General features: G+C 65.6%; 16 protein-coding genes. 11 read left to right on the top strand and 5 right to left on the bottom strand.

Going from position 1 to position 14,833, the window contains the following annotated elements:
- The first annotated feature begins 13 nt into the window (after positions 1-13).
- The gene (locus ACESL5_RS01350) at positions 14-103 is read left to right on the top strand and encodes a hypothetical protein (RefSeq protein WP_411275692.1); all 90 of its coding nucleotides are present in this window, start codon (positions 14-16) and stop codon (positions 101-103) included.
- A 103-nt stretch (positions 104-206) separates the two neighbouring features.
- Positions 207-977 (top strand): inositol monophosphatase family protein, encoded by a 771-nt coding sequence (locus ACESL5_RS01345; protein WP_372590978.1) that lies wholly within the window; start codon positions 207-209, stop codon positions 975-977.
- A 171-nt stretch (positions 978-1,148) separates the two neighbouring features.
- Here the strand turns inward: ACESL5_RS01345 and ACESL5_RS01340 are convergent, their stop codons facing one another.
- The gene (locus ACESL5_RS01340; RefSeq protein ID WP_372590977.1) at positions 1,149-2,015 is read right to left on the bottom strand and encodes an undecaprenyl-diphosphate phosphatase; all 867 of its coding nucleotides are present in this window, start codon (positions 2,013-2,015) and stop codon (positions 1,149-1,151) included.
- Between the two features lie 221 nt (positions 2,016-2,236).
- On the bottom strand, positions 2,237-2,833 hold the full coding sequence (locus tag ACESL5_RS01335) for a Maf family protein (RefSeq protein WP_372590976.1): 597 nt from the start codon (positions 2,831-2,833) through the stop codon (positions 2,237-2,239).
- 109 nt (positions 2,834-2,942) lie between these two features.
- Here ACESL5_RS01335 and ACESL5_RS01330 point away from each other — a divergent pair, with 109 nt between their 5' ends.
- From ACESL5_RS01330 to ACESL5_RS01295, 8 genes are all read left to right on the top strand, one after another.
- The gene (locus ACESL5_RS01330) at positions 2,943-3,512 is read left to right on the top strand and encodes a YceD family protein (RefSeq protein ID WP_372590975.1); all 570 of its coding nucleotides are present in this window, start codon (positions 2,943-2,945) and stop codon (positions 3,510-3,512) included.
- 102 nt (positions 3,513-3,614) lie between these two features.
- Positions 3,615-3,800 carry a 50S ribosomal protein L32 gene (rpmF, locus tag ACESL5_RS01325; RefSeq protein ID WP_136866407.1) on the top strand — a complete coding sequence of 62 codons (186 nt, stop codon included), beginning with the start codon at positions 3,615-3,617 and terminating at the stop codon, positions 3,798-3,800.
- Between the two features lie 121 nt (positions 3,801-3,921).
- Positions 3,922-4,944, top strand: a complete 1,023-nt coding sequence (gene plsX / locus ACESL5_RS01320; RefSeq protein ID WP_372590974.1) for a phosphate acyltransferase PlsX — start codon at positions 3,922-3,924, stop codon at positions 4,942-4,944.
- Positions 4,941-5,915, top strand: coding sequence for a beta-ketoacyl-ACP synthase III (locus ACESL5_RS01315; protein WP_372590973.1), 975 nt, complete (start codon positions 4,941-4,943; stop codon positions 5,913-5,915). The genes plsX and ACESL5_RS01315 overlap by 4 nt, the downstream gene beginning before the upstream one ends.
- 36 nt (positions 5,916-5,951) lie before the next feature.
- On the top strand, positions 5,952-6,419 hold the full coding sequence (locus ACESL5_RS01310; RefSeq protein ID WP_372590972.1) for a CYTH domain-containing protein: 468 nt from the start codon (positions 5,952-5,954) through the stop codon (positions 6,417-6,419).
- Positions 6,420-6,599: 180 nt separating this feature from the next.
- Positions 6,600-7,226 (top strand): response regulator, encoded by a 627-nt coding sequence (locus ACESL5_RS01305; protein ID WP_372590971.1) that lies wholly within the window; start codon positions 6,600-6,602, stop codon positions 7,224-7,226.
- A gap of 23 nt (positions 7,227-7,249) precedes the next feature.
- Complete coding sequence (gene uvrC / locus ACESL5_RS01300; protein ID WP_372590970.1) at positions 7,250-9,088, top strand: excinuclease ABC subunit UvrC; 1,839 nt, start codon at positions 7,250-7,252, stop codon at positions 9,086-9,088.
- An 84-nt stretch (positions 9,089-9,172) separates the two neighbouring features.
- Positions 9,173-11,518, top strand: a complete 2,346-nt coding sequence (locus tag ACESL5_RS01295) for a mechanosensitive ion channel domain-containing protein (RefSeq protein ID WP_372590969.1) — start codon at positions 9,173-9,175, stop codon at positions 11,516-11,518.
- Between the two features lie 162 nt (positions 11,519-11,680).
- Here the strand turns inward: ACESL5_RS01295 and ACESL5_RS01290 are convergent, their stop codons facing one another.
- Positions 11,681-12,256, bottom strand: a complete 576-nt coding sequence (locus ACESL5_RS01290) for a DUF3365 domain-containing protein (RefSeq protein WP_372590968.1) — start codon at positions 12,254-12,256, stop codon at positions 11,681-11,683.
- A gap of 176 nt (positions 12,257-12,432) precedes the next feature.
- A complete protein-coding gene (locus tag ACESL5_RS01285) occupies positions 12,433-13,077 on the bottom strand; it encodes a DUF1134 domain-containing protein (protein ID WP_372590967.1) in 645 nt (214 codons plus the stop codon).
- 194 nt (positions 13,078-13,271) lie between these two features.
- On the opposite strand from ACESL5_RS01285, the gene dcd reads away from it, so the two are divergent.
- Positions 13,272-13,853, top strand: a complete 582-nt coding sequence (dcd, locus tag ACESL5_RS01280; RefSeq protein ID WP_372590966.1) for a dCTP deaminase — start codon at positions 13,272-13,274, stop codon at positions 13,851-13,853.
- A gap of 13 nt (positions 13,854-13,866) precedes the next feature.
- Here dcd and ACESL5_RS01275 read toward each other — a convergent pair whose 3' ends face one another.
- Positions 13,867-14,541, bottom strand: a complete 675-nt coding sequence (locus tag ACESL5_RS01275) for an HAD family hydrolase (protein ID WP_372590965.1) — start codon at positions 14,539-14,541, stop codon at positions 13,867-13,869.
- Positions 14,542-14,833: the final 292 nt, after the last annotated feature.

Below are 14,833 nucleotides of genomic sequence, written 5' to 3'. Positions count from 1 at the left end.
CCCGGCGCGCCGCATCCTGCGGGCGGCGGCCTTCACCTACGTGGCCCAGGCGCTGTCGTCGCTGATCAACGTCTTCAAGTGGCTGCGCGGCATGCGTCGTTGACAGCCAGGTTGTTTGGCGTCCGAACGGACGCGGGTCTCGTATACAATGCCCGCCATCACGCCGGTATCCGGCACGAAATCCAGAATAAAAGCAGGAACGCGTCATGCAGAGCCAATACCTCGAAACCGCGCTGGCCGCCGCCCGCGCCGCTGAAGCCGTCGTCCGTCGCTACTGGCAGCAGAACGTCGAGATCGAGATCAAGGAAGATGCCACGCCGGTCACGGTCGCCGACGTGGAAACCGAGAAGGCGATCAAGGCGGTGATCCTGGATGCCTTCCCGGAGCACGGCTTCTATGGCGAGGAGACCGGCAAGACGCGGCCGGACGCCGAGTTCACCTGGCTGGTCGACCCGATCGACGGCACCAAGAGCTTCGTGCGCGAGTACCCGTTCTTCTCCACCCAGATCGCGTTGATGCAGGGCGACGAAATCATCCTGGGCGTCTCAAGTGCGCCGGTGTTCGGTGAGTACGCCTATGCGGAGAAGGGCGGCGGGGCATTCTTCATGGATCGCGCCGCGCGGGTCAGCCAGATCGACTCGCTGGCCGAGGCGACGCTGTCGCTCGGCAACCTCACCACCCTGGCCAAGCAGCCGATCGGCTGGGCGGGTCTCGCCACGTTGGTCGCCGAGGTCAACCGTACCCGCGGCTACGGAGACTTCTATCATTACCACCTGCTGGCGCGCGGCGCGATCGACCTGATCGTCGAGTCGGACGTCAACGTGCTCGACATCGCCGCGCTGTCGGTGATCGTGCAGGAAGCCGGTGGCGTGTTCACCGACCTGGAGGGCAAGCCGGTCGGCTTGGATACCACCACGGTCTGCGCCGCAGCCACGCCGGAGCTGCACCAGATCACCCGCAAGCGATTGGGGTACTGAGGCCGGCCCTACCCTCGGGTTCAGGCAGGCCCGCCCGGACAGGGCCGTAGCCCGTTGTCGCCACCGGGAGGTGTGCGAGCGCGCGTTGCCCGCGACGGCCGCGTCAGCGGGCGGGATTGGGCAGGTTGGCCTGAGTGCGCGCCGGTTGCCGGGGCAACCACTTGCCGGCCATCAGACCGGCAGGTCGATCCATCCCATCAGGATGGCCGCGGCCAGCAGCCAGACGTAGAAGGAGAAGATCTTGAGCTGGGCGCGGTAGAGGAAGTAGACCACCAGCTTGAGGAAGACGATGCCCACCAGGGCCGAGACCACGAAGCCGACGGCAAGGGCCTTCAGGCTGACGCCGTTCAGGCCGAACTCGCCCCAGACCTCCAGGCTCTGCACCAGCGTGGCCGCCAGGATGGTCGGAATGGCCAGGAAGAAGCTGTATTCAGCGGCCCAGCGGCGCTTTAGACCCGTGAACAGCGAGAAAACGATGGTCATGGCGCTGCGCGACAATCCCGGAATCAGCGCGAAGCCCTGGGCCACGCCGATGACGGTGGCCACCTTGGCATTGATGCCCTTGAGACCGCGGCGGCGCGGCTTGAGCTTGTCGGTCCACCACAGCAGGACGCCGGTCAAGGTGAGTGTGAAGGCGATCATTGCCGGCGTGGCGAACACCTGCTCGAAGGTGGTCTTGAGCCCGAAGCCGATTATGGCGGTGGCCAGCACGGACAGCATCCCCAGCAGGAACAGGCGCACGTACAGTGGCATGCCCTCGTGCCGCCCCTCGGCCGAGGCCCAGTGGAGGGCTCCGGTTGCCGTGTTCTGCGTGAAGCGCCACAGGCTGGGCCAGAACACCACCACGATCGAGACCAGGGTGCCGACATGCACCACCAGATCGAACAGGATCATCTCGGGGCTGTCCGGCGGCGGCAGGTCATGGCCCTTCCCGATCAGCCAGTGCTGAGTCAGCACCAGATGGGCTGTCGAGCTTACGGGCAGGAACATGAAGATGCCCTGAATAACGCCGAGCAGGGCGGCGATCAGCAGTGTCACGTGGCTATCCTGACGATGGGAAAGCGGTGTTTGTACTGCACGGGGCTGGGGGCGTCAAATGCTGGCAGCTTCTCTGTCATGCGGATAACAAGTGCGGCCGGCATTCCGGTAGCAACATGCGGGGCAAGGTCCCCTGTGACGTCATCCGCTTTCGGCTGGGGTTGGATTGACCGGCCGCCGATCGGGGAGTGTTTCGTGGAAACCCCCTTGCCCGGCGGGCTTCAGTCGCCGCGCAAGGGGTCGATGCCCGCCTCGCGCAGCAGGCGCGCGGTGGCGATCAGCGGCATGCCGAGGATCGCGCTGGGGTCGCGACTGTCCATTCGCTCGACCAGGCAGACGCCCAGTCCTTCCGAGCGCATGCTGCCGGCGCAGTCGAAGGGCTTCTCGATCTCGACGTAGCGGGCAATCTCTCCGTCCTCCAGTTCCCGCATGCGGGCCTCGACGGTCTCGTGCCAGTCGAGACGCCGCCCGTCGGGGCAGGAAACACTGACCGCCACGTGGAAGGCGATCGCCTCGCCGGCGATCTCGGCGAGCTGGCGGCGGGCGGTCTCGGCATCGCCCGGCTTGCCCAGGATGCCGCCACGCCAGGACAGCATCTGGTCGGAGCCCAGCACCACGGCATCCGGTTGGCGGCTGGCCACCCGGGCAGCTTTCTCCCGGGCAAGCCGCAGGCAGGCATCGCCGGCGGGCTCCCCGGGGGCGAGGGTTTCGTCGATGTCGGCCGGGTCGACCGTGTAGGGGATCTGCAGTCGGTCGAGCAGGGCGCGGCGGGTGGCCGAGCCGGAAGCGAGGACCAGCCTGTCGGGAGCGTTTGGCATTGTGTTTGGCGAATATGTGAGAAGCCGGTAAACTTAGCGGATTAAGATTCCCGCTTGCAAGGCCGATCGGCACGATTCGGTCCGGCCTTCTCGCACAGGGCCTGACGCGATGCCGAGAAACGACAGCCAGTTGGATACCGGGCGGCTGACCATCCCCCTGGACGTGCGCGCGGCGTGTCGGCAGGAACTGGTCGAGTCCGGCGAGGCCCCGCTGGCGGGTTTGTCCCGATGCCGCGAGATCACCCCGGAAGGCGGGATGTTCGCCTACGAGGTGCGGTTCTTCGAGGGGCAGGGGGTTCATCCCCTGCAGGCCGATATCCGGGTCAGCGCGCCGCTGCAACTGGAGTGCTCGCGTTGCATGGAGCCGATGGTGAAGTCGGTCGCGGTGGCGTCCCGGGTGACCTTCGTGTTCAGTGACGAACAGGCCGAGCACGTCGAGACGGAGACCGAGCCGGTCGTGCTGGGTCGCGAGGGTCGCATCCGTCTGGTCGATCTGCTCGAGGACGAGATCCTCATGGCCGTGCCGCTCATGCCGGTCCATGAGGATGCCTGTTCGGATCTCGCGGCCGGGCAGGCCTACGAGTCGGGCCAAATCGACGAGTCGGCGAGCGAGGAAAGGGAAGAGAATCCCTTCGCGGCACTGGCCGCGCTCAAGAAGGGTCCCGGCGGGGGCGATTGAATTCTGGCCAGGTTCGCTAGTCGAACTTGGCTGAAGAGAAAACAGTGTAGCTAGCAGCAGGCGCGCCCCGGCGCGTCTTGATCATTTTGGAGGTAGAAAACCATGGCCGTTCAGCAAAACAAGGTAAGCCGTGCCAAGCGCGACTCCCGTCGTGCCCATGACAGCCTGAAGAACACCCAGCTGTCCATCGACCCGACCAGCGGCGAGACCCATCGCCGTCACCACGTCACGCCGGACGGTTTCTACCGTGGTCGTCGCGTGGTGACCAAGTCGGGCGACAACGCCTGATTTCCATTGCGGATTGCCCGGCCGCCCTTCTCCCGAAGGGAGGCGATTTCCCGGTGGCCGGCCCTCGCGCTGGCGCGGGCACTTCGGCCCCGGGCGGGCTTCTGTCAGGCAAGGGACGGTGATGAGCAGCCAAATCGCAATTGACGTGATGGGCGGCGACCACGGACCGGAAGTGACGGTTCGTGCCGCCGCCCGTTTCCTGTCGCGGCACCCGTCGGCAGGCCTGTTGCTGGTGGGCGACCAGGCCACCATCGAGCGGGCACTCGAGGAAGAGGGCAGGTTGGACCGTGACCGGATCGAGATCGTCCATGCCGACCAGGTGGTGGCGATGGACGAATCCCCGGCCATCGCGCTTCGTACCAAGAAGTCATCCTCGATGCGCCTGGCCATCGATCTGGTCAAGGAAGGGCGCGCCCAGGCGGCCGTGAGCGCCGGCAATACCGGTGCGCTGATGGCGACCGCCAAGTTCGTGTTGAAGACCCTGCCGGGCATCGAGCGCCCGGCGATCTGTACCGCCCTGCCCAACGAGTCCGGCCACACGCACGTGCTGGATCTCGGGGCGAATGTGGACTGCGATGCCGAGCACCTGTTCCAGTTCGCGGTGATGGGTTCGGTGCTGGTCGAGGCCTTCGACGACAATCCTACGCCGCGAGTCGGCCTGCTCAATGTCGGTGCCGAGGCGATCAAGGGTAACGACACGGTCAAGAGCGCCGCGGAACTGCTCGAGGCGGGGCCGGTCAACTACATCGGCTTCGTCGAGGGCGACGACATCTACAAGGGCGGCGTGGACGTGGTGGTCTGCGACGGCTTCGTCGGCAACGTCGCGCTCAAGAGCAGCGAGGGCGTGGCCAAGATGATCAGCCACTTCCTCCGCCAGGAATTCAAGCGTGGCGTCTTCTCCCGCCTTGCCGCCCTGATGGCCATGCCGGTGCTCGCTCGCCTCAAGCAGCGGGTCGACCCGGGCAAATACAACGGCGCGAGCCTGCTGGGGCTGCAGGGCATAGTCATCAAGAGTCACGGCGGGGCGAACGTGGCCGCCTTCGGCAATGCGCTCGACGTGGCTCTGCGGGAAATCGAAAAGGACGTGCCGCGGCGCATCGACCAGCGCCTCGAGCAACTTCTCCAGGAGCGTCAGTCTTCATGATCCATTCGCGCATCACCGGCACCGGGAGCTACCTCCCGGAGCGGATCATGACCAACCACGATCTGGAACAGATCGTCGATACCTCCGACAGCTGGATCCGCGAGCGCACCGGCATCGAGCAGCGACACATCGCCGCCGAGGGCCAACTGACCTCCGATCTGGCCGAGCCTGCCGCCCGAGCCGCCCTCGAAGCGGCCGGGCGCGTGCCGGAAGAGGTGGACCTGCTCATCGTGGCGACCACCACCCCTGATCGCACCTTCCCGTCCACCGCCTGCCTGCTGCAGCAGAAGCTGGGGATCCACGGACCGCCGGCCTTTGACGTGCAGGCCGTGTGCACCGGCTTTGTCTACGCGCTATCCGTGGCGGACAAGTTCATCAAGACCGGGGCGGCCCGCTGCGCCCTGGTCGTGGGTGCCGAGACCCTGTCGAACATCGTCAACTGGAACGATCGCGGTACCTGCGTCCTTTTCGCGGACGGTGCCGGGGCGGTAGTGCTGGAGGCCTCCGACGAGCCGGGCATCATCCGCACCGACATCCATGCCGACGGCAGCTACGAGTCGCTGTTGACGACCGTCAAGCCGGACCCGGAGACCACCGATCCGGAGCGCCTGGCCGACGGTACCGCCTTCATCGAGATGCGCGGCAACGAGGTGTTCCGCATGGCGGTCAACACACTCGGCCGCATCGTCGACGAGACAATGGAGGCGGCCGGCATGAGCCCCGACGAGATCGACTGGCTGGTCCCGCACCAGGCCAATATCCGCATCATTCAGGCGACGGCTCGCAAGCTGAACATGTCCATGGACCGCGTGGTCGTCACCGTCGACCGGCACGGCAACACCTCGGCGGCATCGGTGCCACTGGCCCTCGACGTCGCGGTGCGCGACGGGCGCATCAAGCGCGGCGACGTGATCCTGATGGAGGCCTTCGGCGGCGGTTTCACCTGGGGTTCGGCCCTGATCCGCTACTGATCGTTCGTGAACGACCCCCGTTCGGGAGGAAAAGTCATGGCAAGGGAAATCGAGCGCAAGTTCCTGCTGGCCGACTGGTCGTGGCGCGAGGAGGTCGAGCGATCCGATCGCCTGGTCCAGGGCTATCTCAACGAAGAGGGCGGGGCCTCGGTTCGGGTCCGTCACAACGGCCGGCAGGCCTTTCTCAATATCAAGAGTCGGACGCTGGGCATTTCCCGGGACGAGTTCGAGTACGAGATACCGATGGCGGATGCCGAGCGCATGCTCGACCATCTGACCTGCGGGCCGGTGATCGACAAGACCCGACACTTCGTCCGGCGCGACGGGCTGCTCTGGGAGATCGACGAGTTCCACGGCGCCAACGACGGGCTGGTGGTGGCCGAGGTGGAGCTGGAACACGAAGACCAGGCGTTCGAGCGTCCCGACTGGCTGGGGGAGGAGGTCTCCCACGACCCGCGGTACTACAACGTGTCGCTGGTTAAAAAACCTTACAGTCAGTGGTAAATTCTCGGTGGGGGCGACGGGAGTGTTCCGTCTGACGTCCCCGGGAGGCCGGTCCGTGATGGGGTGGCCGGGTGGCCTGGCGCGGATGCACGCCGGGCGGATCCGCTACAGGGCAAACGGTGAGGAACTGACACGGCGCGTTGTCCGCACCAAGACGAAGGTTAGCCGATGATTCGGGTCATGATTGTTGATGATCACACGATGGTTCGTGCCGCGATCGGGCATCTGATCGGTGGCGTCGAGGATATCGAGGTGGTTTCCGAGGCCGACAGCGGCGAGCGTGCGCTGGAAAAGCTTCGTGGGGGCGGCACGGACGTCATCCTCTGCGACATCCACATGCCGGGCATGGGGGGGTTCGAGACCCTCAAGCGGGCCCACCAGTCGCGACCGGATCTCGGCCTGATTGCCCTGACCGCCGAGGCGGACATCTCCCTGGCCCGCGAGGTCCTGGAAAGCGGGGTGCATGCCTATGTCACCAAGGACGCCGAGCCCGAGGAGCTGCTCACCGCCATCCGCAAGGCGGCCGGCGGCAAGCGCTTCATCTCCAGCCGCATTGCCCAGGAGATCGCCCTGCACAACGGGCGGGCGGACGAGGATCCGTTCGAGGTCCTGTCCGGCCGCGAGCAGCAGGTGCTGCGCATGATTCTCGAGGGCAAGAACAACACCATGATCTCCGACGCGCTCTGTGTCAGTCCCAAGACCATCAGCACCTACCGCGCCCGCATCCACGAGAAGCTGGGCGTGAACACCGACATCGACCTGCTGCGCCTGGCCGTCAAGGCCGGTCGGACCGTGCTGACCGCCTGATTCCCTCCGATTCTTTCCGACCCATGACCGATTCCTTTGACGCCAAGGCCTTCCTGGCCTCGGTCACGGAGCGACCGGGCGTCTACCGGATGCTCAACGAGGCGGGCGAGATCCTCTACGTGGGCAAGGCCCGCAACCTCAGGAACCGGCTGTCGAGCTATTTCCGGGGCACGCCGTCATCGATCAAGACCCGGCGGCTGGTCGAGCAGGTGGCCAGCGTGGAGATCACCACCACGCAGACCGAGGCCGAGGCGCTGCTCCTCGAGAGCAACCTCATCAAGGCCCATCGTCCGCGCTACAACGTCCTCCTGCGCGACGACAAGAGCTATCCCTGGATCTACGTCTCCACCAACGACCGCTTCCCGCGGCTGGCCTACCACCGCGGCTCGCGCAAGCGTCCGGGGCGCTACTTCGGGCCGTATCCTTCCGCCGGGGCGGTACGCGAGACGCTCAACCTGCTGGAAAAGGTCTTCAAGGTGCGCCAGTGCGAGGACAGCGTGTTCCGGAATCGCTCGCGCCCCTGTCTGCAGTACCAGATCGAGCGCTGCAAGGCTCCCTGCGTCGGTTACGTCTCCGAAGAGGAATATCGCCAGGACGTCGAGGACACGATGGCGTTCCTGTCCGGACGCAGCCAGAAGCTGATCGACGACCTGGTCGCCCGCATGGAGCGTGCCGCCGAAGCGCTCGATTTCGAGGCGGCTGCTGCCCTGCGCGACCAGATTGGGATGCTGCGCGCGGTCAGCCAGCAGCAGGGCATCACGGGCATGTCGGGGGATGCCGACGTGATCGCTCAGGTGAGCGACCAGGGAATGACGGCCGTGGGTGTGGCCACGATCCGCGACGGCCGTCATCTCGGTACCCGCCACTTCTTTCCCGACGTGCCCGTCGATGCTGCGCCCGGCGAGGTGATCGCCGGGTTCCTCGGCCTTTACTACAGCGAGCATGACCTGCCGCGTCGCATCCTCTGCGACGAACTGCCGGAGGAGGCCGACTCGCTGGCCGAGATCTTCACCGAGCAGGCCGGTCGCCGGGTGGAGCTGCTGGTGCCGAGGCGGGGCAAGGCACGCGCCTGGCTGGACGACACCCGTGAGAATGCCCGTATCGCGCTGCAGGAACGGCTGGTGAGTCGCCGCGGGCTGGCGCTGCGCTTCGAGGCGCTGTCCGAATGGCTGGGGATGAAGTCGATCGACCGGATCGAGTGCTTCGATATCTCGCACACCCAGGGCGAGGCGACGGTGGCCTCCTGTGTGGTCTTCGGCCCGGAGGGGCCACGTAAGGACCAGTATCGGCGCTACCACATCGAGGGTATTGCTCCGGGTGATGACTATGCCGCCATGCATCAGGCGCTCTCGCGGCGCTTCGATCGGGCAGTGCGCGAATCCGGCGTGCTGCCCGACGTGTTGCTGATCGACGGTGGCAAGGGGCAGTTGGCTCAGGCGATCGATGTACTCGCCGAGCGTGGGTTGACCGACAAGGTGCGGGTCATCGGTGTCGCCAAGGGACCCGAGCGGCGGCCCGGCGAGGAAACCCTGGTCCAGCCGCTTGTCGGGGCGCCTGGCCTCTACGCGGAAGACAATCTCGGTCCGCATGACCCCGCCCTGCACCTGATCCAGCAGGTGCGGGACGAGGCGCATCGCTTTGCCATCACCGGTCATCGGGCACGGCGGCAGAAGGCGCGCACCCAATCAGACCTCGAGCGCATCCCTGGCGTGGGGGGCAAGCGGCGTCAGGCGCTGCTCAAGCACTTCGGCGGCATCCGCGGGCTCAAGGGGGCCAGCGTGAGCGAGTTGGCCAAGGTGCCGGGCATCTCGCCGGCATTGGCCACCCGGATTCATGGCTGGTTTCATGAGGGTGGTGAGTAGCCGCCTCGAGCTCAATTGTCGTGTCGTTTGCTAGGCTTGGGCACTCGAACGTAAACGGACCATTCCCAGACGGAGCCCCTTTCCATGCTGCGCGCGCTCGCTCACCTTTTCCCCTCGTTCGGCTGCCGATCATGGCGTCTTGCCGTCCCGACACTGCTCGGGGCTCTCTTGCTGGCAGTGACCGTACCTGTACAGGCGGCCACGGCCGAAGGGGCGTCGGCCCAGCAGTCCGAGGACGGATCCCAGGCCGGCGACGGTCGCTACGCCGGTCTGATCGACATACTCCGGGATCCGGCGAAGCGCGACGAGCTGATCGGCGAGCTGGAGCGGTTGTCCGCCGGCGAGGCATCGGACGATACGTCTGATGCGTCGGCCGACGAAGGCGGCATGGTCGATGACATCGCCGGTGGCCTGTTCGGTGTGGTCGCGGAGACGGCTGCTGACATGGCCGGGGCGGTGTCCCGTCTGATCGACAGAGACCTGGACATGGACTGGTTAGCCGTCGGGCAGGTGGTCTGGCGGGTTGCCGTGGTGCTCGCCCTGGCCTACGTGGTGATGTGGGTCGGTCGTGGCTTGCTCCGCGGAATCTGGAAACGGCTGGAAGGCTTTACCCGCTCTGCCCATCTGCACCACCGGCTGTTTCGCACCGGCGTCGCGGTGTTGGCGAGCCTGGCGTTGGGCGCGGCCTTGCTCCTGCTGGCGTATGTCGCCGCACAGGCGAGCGTATGGTGGCTGGCTGACGGTGATCGACAGCTGGCTGCGATTCTGGGGCTGGCGCTGCAGGCCTTCGTGGTGGTCGAGGCCGCCCGGTTGATCGTGGGCGCTGCCTTCACCCCGGCGTTGCCCGGATTGCGGCTGTTCGCTCTTTCCGACACCGACTCGCGCTTCTGGTTCGGCTGGCTCTCGCACGTGATCTGGTTCACCGGCTACGCGGGCATCCTGCTCGTCCCCGCGATCTATCGGGCCGGTCGCGAGGACTTGGCCAGCGCGGTCGGCTGGCTGGTGGCACTGGTGGCGCTGCTGTATGTCTGGACCCGGTTGTGGCAGGCACGCAAACCGGTTCGTGAGGCGCTTGCCGCCCGCGCGGATCGGGCTCAGCGGGCGCTGACTGGCTGGTCGCTGCATCTGTTGGCGGCCAGTTGGCACTGGCTGGCCATGCTGTATGCCGTGGGCGTGTTCGTCGTCGCGATCACCCGGCCCGGGCAGTCGCTGCCCTTCGTCGCGTTGGCCACTTTCAAGACCGCGGTCATCATCGGTGCGGCGATTTTCGTTGCGGCCATGATCAGCCAGTGGATCGGGCGGGGCGTCCCCGTGCCGGAGGGTCTGCGACAGCGCATGCCCACGCTGCAGATGCGTCTGAACACCTACGTGCCGCTGACCCTGCGCATCCTGCGGATCGTGATCGGTCTGATCGCCCTGTTCGGAGTGCTCTGGGCGTGGCAGCTGGTGAACGTCTTTTCCTGGCTGGGCAGTGATGGCGGGCGTTGGCTGCTGGCCTCGGTGATCGATATCTCGATCGTGTTGCTGATCACCATGATCGTGTGGCTGGTGGCCACGGGGCTGATCGAGGCGAAGCTCAACAGCGACACCGACATGCCCTCGGCGCGCATGCAGACTCTGCTGGGCCTGTTTCGCAGCGCCATCGCTATCGCGCTGGTTACCGTTGCCGCGATGATCGTGCTCGCCGAGCTGGGCGTGAACATCGGCCCGCTGCTGGCCGGGGCCGGCGTGCTGGGGCTGGCGATCGGCTTCGGCGCGCAGAAGATGGTCCAGGACGTGATCACCGGGGTGTTCATCCAGATCGAAAACTCCATGAACGCTGGTGACATCGTCACGGCGGCCGGCGTGACGGGCACCGCCGAGCGCCTGTCGATCCGTTCGGTGACCCTCCGTGACCTGTCCGGGACGGTGCACGTTATCCCCTTCTCCTCGGTGGACATCGTCTCCAACTACACACGCGAGTTCGGCTACCACAAGGGCGAGTACGGTATCGCCTACCGCGAGAACATCGACGATGCGATCGCGCAGCTCAGGGCCGCCTTCGACGAACTGGCTGCCGATCCGGACTGGAAGGATCGCATCCTCGAGCCGATCGATATCCCCGGGGTGACGGCGCTGGCGGACAGCTCGGTCAACATCCGGGTGATGATCAAGACCAAGCCGGGCGACCAGTGGGCCGTGGGCCGGGCCTACAACCGCCTGGTCAAGATGTACTTTGACAAGGCAGGCATCGAGATCCCGTTCCCGCACACCACCCTGTACTTCGGCGTGGACAAGGACGGCACATCCCCGCCGGCGAACCTGCGTTTGCTCAAGGAAGACACGCAGAAGGTCGTTGAAGACGAATCGCCGTCGCGTCCAGGCGAGAAGCCGGATGGTCCGAGGGGCAGGGTGCCTGATCGGGACGACGTCGATCTGCCTGAGGATTGATCCGCGGTTCGGAGCGCACCGAAGGACTGGAGCGCGATTCTCGCTGTTCCAGGAGCCGGACGAGGTGACTTCTGGTGTCACCGGGAACGGTCTTGCCATAAAAAAACGCCGACCGGGTGTCCCGTGTCGGCGTTTTTTCTGTCCGGGTGTGCCCCCGGTTGTTCAGTCGTCCAGCGAGGCGTGGATGGAGAATGCCCCGCGAATGTCACCCTCCTCGAACCCGGTCGCCCGGTCCTCCGGGTAGAGTTTCTCGATCTTGGCCAGCAGGTCCGGGTCGACGTTCCCGCCATGGCAGGTCAGGCACACACCCTCGGTGCCGATCGCCTTCATGTAGCGCAGTTCCTTGCCGTCATCGGCCTCGACGACCTCGTGCCATTCGATGTCGGCCGGGGCGGTGCCTGCGGCGCGCTGCTGCTCGAAGTCGAGCAGCACGGCGGTTTCCCACGACGTCGGCTCGGTGGCCCGAGGCTTCAGGCTGGTGCGGCGCAGGGTGAAGCCGGTTTCCTCGCTAAGATCCGCGGCGATTTCCGGCGCGCGCTCGTTGCATACCTCCACGGCCGCCGTCGGCCCGCCCGACTTCATTGCCGCCTGCAGTTCGCCCTTGAGTGTCTTGCCGAACATCTGGGCTGCCTGCCGGTACTCCTGCAGTTGCTTCTCGACCGCATCGCCGGCGTGGGCCGGGATGGTGCCGATTGTCAGGACGGATGCCACGGCGACGCCAAGCAGTTTCCTTGTCATGATTCTTCAACCTCGCGTTGATCGATTAACGGAATAAGTCTGGGCTATGAAGCGCAAGACGCACCTTATAGGCCATCGGGGACGAGGTTGCAAATGGGTCGGGCGGGCAGGGTGGCCGAGGGATGATTGGCCGCGGGACTGCCTTCCGAAGAGGGGAGGAAGGCAGTCAGTCGGAGTTAGAACGGGTTGTAGGACCTTTCCTGGGTGAACTGCATGTAGCCGACGCTGGCGCCCAGCCTCAGGCCAACCCCGACCCGGATCGGCGCGACCACGATCGACTGGCTGCGCAGGTAGTGCATGCCGACGCCCCCGACCAGGAAGGCCGAGCCGCTGACCCCGGCAAAACGCTGGAACATCAGGTCCGGTCTCGGGAGGTTGTAGACGAGTATGAACACGCGTCCGGCATCCCCGCCGAAGTCCCAGCCGATCGAGGGGCCCTGCCAGTAGACGGTCTGCTGTTCGCCCGTCTTGGCCGCGAACTCGCCCATGCCGTAGCGCAGGCCGAAGACCAAGGCGCCGCCTCCTTCCTCGCCCTTGATGATGGCGTTGGGGCGGCCGTAGTCGGCGAAGGCCTTGTCCACGAGCTTGGCGATGCCTTCGGCCGATCCGCCGAGAAAGTCGACGGCCTCCCGGGTAGTCTGGTACTGGTCATAGCCTGCCGTATCGCCGTTGGCCTGGGTCGAGTCGGCCGAGGCCTGACCGCCGTTGTCGGTGGCCGTGGTGGCGCAACCGGTGGCGGTGAGGGCCAGAACCATGAGTACGGCCAGTCTGGCGTGTCGGGGGAATTGCATCATCAGTCGGAAGATCGGGAAGCGATTCATGATTCCGGTAGGTCCTTGCGTGATGAAATGAATGATCCGGTGGTCACTGGAATGACACCATTTTGGGTGAAAAGTTGCGCGTCCGGATCCCCCGAGCCGGCCAGCGGTGCCGGCTCGGTTGACAACTCGCTGATTTGTCGGAAGGATACGCGGGCCGCCGCCCTGCGGGAATGCGTCATCAACGGGAAGACCTAATGAGTATCAAATCCGATCGCTGGATCCGCCGGATGGCCGAGGAGCATGGCATGATCGAGCCCTTCGAGCCCGGCCAGGTTCGTGCTGCGTCCGGTGCCGACGGCAAGTCCGAGCCCATGATCTCCTACGGGACGTCGAGCTACGGCTACGACGTGCGCTGCTCGACCCATTTCAAGGTGTTCACCAACATCAACACTACCATCGTCGACCCCAAGGCGTTCGACGAGCGTAGCTTCGTCGACGTGCATTCCGATGTCTGCATCATCCCGCCCAACTCGTTTGCGCTGGCGCACACGGTCGAATACTTCCGTATCCCGCGCAACGTGCTCACGATCTGCCTTGGCAAGTCCACCTATGCGCGTTGCGGGATCATCGTCAATGTGACGCCGCTCGAGCCCGAATGGGAAGGGCACGTGACCCTCGAGTTCTCCAACACCACCCCGCTGCCCGCGAAGATCTACGCCAACGAGGGCGTCGCCCAGATGCTGTTCCTCGAATCCGACGAGGTCTGCGAGACCTCCTACCGCGACCGGGGTGGCAAGTACCAGGGCCAGCGCGGGGTCACCCTCCCGTCGGCCTGACCGGTCGGCCGGCTCAGCCGGCCGGCTCTTCCACCGCGTTGAGATTCATGATGTCCCAGCCGTGGGTCTCGGCGTGCCGGCGCAGAACCGGGTCCGGGTCCACGGCGATGGGGTGGTCGACCTGCTCGAGCAGGGGCAGATCATTGCGCGAATCCGAATAGAACCACGTCTCCTCCGGGCGCGCCTGTTGTGTCTCCAGCCATTCCTCCAGTGCCAGGATCTTGCCGTGCTGGAACGTCGGCGTGCCCGTGTACCGGCCGGTGTAGCGGCCGTTGCGGCGCTCGGGCTCGGTGGCCAGCAGGTGGTGGATGCCGAACAGTTCCGCGATCGGTGCAGTGACGAAGGCATTGGTCGCCGTGATCATCATCAGGGTGTGACCACGCTGGCGGTGGGACTCCACCAGCGAGCGGGCCGCCTCAGTGATCATCGGCCGGATATCCGTTCGGATGAAATCCTCCCGCCAGGCTTCCAGTTCCTCGGCCGGATGCTCGGCCAACGGCGCCAGCGCGAAGCGCAGGTATTCGTCGATGTCCAGCGTGCCCTGCTGGTAGTGGCGCAGGAACTCGTCGTTGTGACGGGCGTATTCCTCGGCATCGACAATCCCCTTGCGGGTCATGAAGGCGCCCCAGGCGTGGTCGGAATCGCCGGCGAGCAACGTGTTGTCGAGGTCGAAAATGGCCAGTTTCACGAAATATCTCCTAAAACGGCGGTGGCTTGGCCACGGTCGCTCGGGAACCTCTGAGCGGATCCGAATGCCGCTGAAGGGCAGCGCGATGGAGGCGCATCGTCACGCCTCCGATTCGGTCACGCAGTTCCCGGGTGGGTCGGGCGCGCATGATACCCCAACGAGGATCGGTTTCACCCCTTCGGGTTTTGTGAAAGAATCATTAACAATTGGGTAGGTGTATCCGGCCACTGGTCGGCCCTGCCCCGGCGGGGCCAGAGGCCCCGCAATCGAGGGCGTGATGACTTTTGCAAGA

The organism is Guyparkeria sp. (assembly GCF_041687595.1).
Classification (GTDB): domain Bacteria; phylum Pseudomonadota; class Gammaproteobacteria; order Halothiobacillales; family Halothiobacillaceae; genus Guyparkeria.
This window is presented reverse-complemented; position numbering and strand designations above follow the sequence as displayed.

What these genes read in the sequence shown, in the direction of transcription:
- ACESL5_RS01345 (WP_372590978.1), top strand. Translation starts at nt 207, where the DNA reads ATGCAGAGCCAATACCTCGAAACCGCGCTGGCCGCCGCCCGCGCCGCT.
- ACESL5_RS01335 (WP_372590976.1), bottom strand. Translation starts at nt 2,833, where the DNA reads ATGCCAAACGCTCCCGACAGGCTGGTCCTCGCTTCCGGCTCGGCCACC.
- ACESL5_RS01330 (WP_372590975.1), top strand. Translation starts at nt 2,943, where the DNA reads ATGCCGAGAAACGACAGCCAGTTGGATACCGGGCGGCTGACCATCCCC.
- rpmF (WP_136866407.1), top strand. Translation starts at nt 3,615, where the DNA reads ATGGCCGTTCAGCAAAACAAGGTAAGCCGTGCCAAGCGCGACTCCCGT.
- plsX (WP_372590974.1), top strand. Translation starts at nt 3,922, where the DNA reads ATGAGCAGCCAAATCGCAATTGACGTGATGGGCGGCGACCACGGACCG.
- ACESL5_RS01315 (WP_372590973.1), top strand. Translation starts at nt 4,941, where the DNA reads ATGATCCATTCGCGCATCACCGGCACCGGGAGCTACCTCCCGGAGCGG.
- ACESL5_RS01310 (WP_372590972.1), top strand. Translation starts at nt 5,952, where the DNA reads ATGGCAAGGGAAATCGAGCGCAAGTTCCTGCTGGCCGACTGGTCGTGG.
- ACESL5_RS01305 (WP_372590971.1), top strand. Translation starts at nt 6,600, where the DNA reads ATGATTGTTGATGATCACACGATGGTTCGTGCCGCGATCGGGCATCTG.
- uvrC (WP_372590970.1), top strand. Translation starts at nt 7,250, where the DNA reads ATGACCGATTCCTTTGACGCCAAGGCCTTCCTGGCCTCGGTCACGGAG.
- ACESL5_RS01295 (WP_372590969.1), top strand. Translation starts at nt 9,173, where the DNA reads ATGCTGCGCGCGCTCGCTCACCTTTTCCCCTCGTTCGGCTGCCGATCA.
- ACESL5_RS01290 (WP_372590968.1), bottom strand. Translation starts at nt 12,256, where the DNA reads ATGACAAGGAAACTGCTTGGCGTCGCCGTGGCATCCGTCCTGACAATC.
- ACESL5_RS01285 (WP_372590967.1), bottom strand. Translation starts at nt 13,077, where the DNA reads ATGAATCGCTTCCCGATCTTCCGACTGATGATGCAATTCCCCCGACAC.
- dcd (WP_372590966.1), top strand. Translation starts at nt 13,272, where the DNA reads ATGAGTATCAAATCCGATCGCTGGATCCGCCGGATGGCCGAGGAGCAT.